The organism is Microcoleus sp. S13_C3 (assembly GCF_036700905.1).
Taxonomy (GTDB): domain Bacteria; phylum Cyanobacteriota; class Cyanobacteriia; order Cyanobacteriales; family Microcoleaceae; genus Microcoleus.
In genome coordinates this window covers 1-1,366 of sequence record NZ_JAUBPT010000357.1, presented here as the reverse complement: position 1 = coordinate 1,366, position 1,366 = coordinate 1, and the positions used below count along the sequence as shown (strand labels likewise).

Annotated in this window: 1 protein-coding gene; it reads right to left on the bottom strand. The window is 41.8% G+C overall.

Annotated elements, in window-relative coordinates; genetic code table 11:
* Window positions 1–108 precede the first annotated feature (108 nt).
* A partial coding sequence (locus tag QUA16_RS36705) for a reverse transcriptase domain-containing protein (RefSeq protein ID WP_333109769.1) occupies window positions 109–1,366 on the bottom strand: 1,258 nt, incomplete at its 5' end.

Here is a 1,366-nt window from a genome sequence, read left to right as displayed (position 1 = left end):
GTTAGAGTCGATAGGGGCATTTCTACCCCTACCTCTCCTTCAGAACGGAACGTGAAACTTTCGCTTCATTCCGCTCCTTGATATCTTCACCCTTTTTATGGGTACAATTTAAAACGGGTTATCATTGTAGCCCTTGAAGGAGCCATCATTTTCCGTTTTTGTGTCGTGACAATGTTTGTGTAGAAGTTGGAGGTTTATATATTCATCCTTACCACTTAGGGAGCGGGGTTGGACATGATCAACTTCTACAGTGTCTGTAGGTGTGAAGTACAAACCACAGTGGGTACATTTACCTTTTTGTTTTTTAAGAAGTGTTGCCACTCTCGTTGGTGTTTCAGGGTATTCTCCGCGTCTTTTGCTCCAGTAAATCCAGTTGCCATTATAGGGTGTTGAGTTGCCTTTTACTTTTGCGTGCCTCACTATTGGCGTTGCTGAGTGTTGGGATAACTCTAAACCGTCTTCTGTGCTGAAACACCAATTTCGGTCGCCTACTGTACGCCAGTATTTGTCTTTGTTGATGCTACCTTTTCCCCGTCGTTTTGCCCAGGCTCTTAATTTGTCGTAAGTAAGGTTATCTACTTTTCCAAATATTTCCTTACTTACTACTGTAGAGTAATAATTTGACCAACCCCTAATTATTGGATTCAGCCGACTAATTAAAGCAGCTTGTGGGGCGGTATTATGAGTGTCTATTACTTCAGCTATTCGTGAGAGATGAGCTTTAATTTTTGGCTGTGAAGGGGTGATTAACGTCTTAAACCCTAGTGGTATTCCATTTGTACTTCTGGCACTTCGGTAGTTACCTACCTGATGTTGTTGTATGTGGAACCCTAGAAACTCAAACCCAACATTTCCATTGTATTCATTGAGGGTGTGGGTTAATTTTGTTTTACTTGGCTTTAATTCTAAGCCAATGTCACCTAACCATTCCGCAATTATCTTCTGACAGGTTGTTACCACGTCAATGTCTTTGTGAATTATCACAAAGTCATCGGCGTATCGGATTAAGCTTAGGGATGCTCGTTTATCTCTCTTATTGATACCTAAGTATCCTTTTGTTAGCGTTTCCGCATATTGCTTAACCCGTTCTTCCATTCCGTGAAGGGCTATGTTAGCCAATAGCGGGGAAATGACCCCTCCTTGTGGCGTACCTTTGTCGGTCGGAAAGATTTCACCTTGGTCTAATACCCCGCTTTTAAGCCACGACTTAATTTGTTTTCTCAGTCGCGGATAGGTATTGATTTTGTCAAGTAATGCTTTGTGATTAATGCGGTCAAAGCATTTGGCAATATCAGCGTCCAGCACGTATTTAGCTTTATATCTGATACTGTCAAAGATAGCTCCTATTGCATCGTGACACGACCTA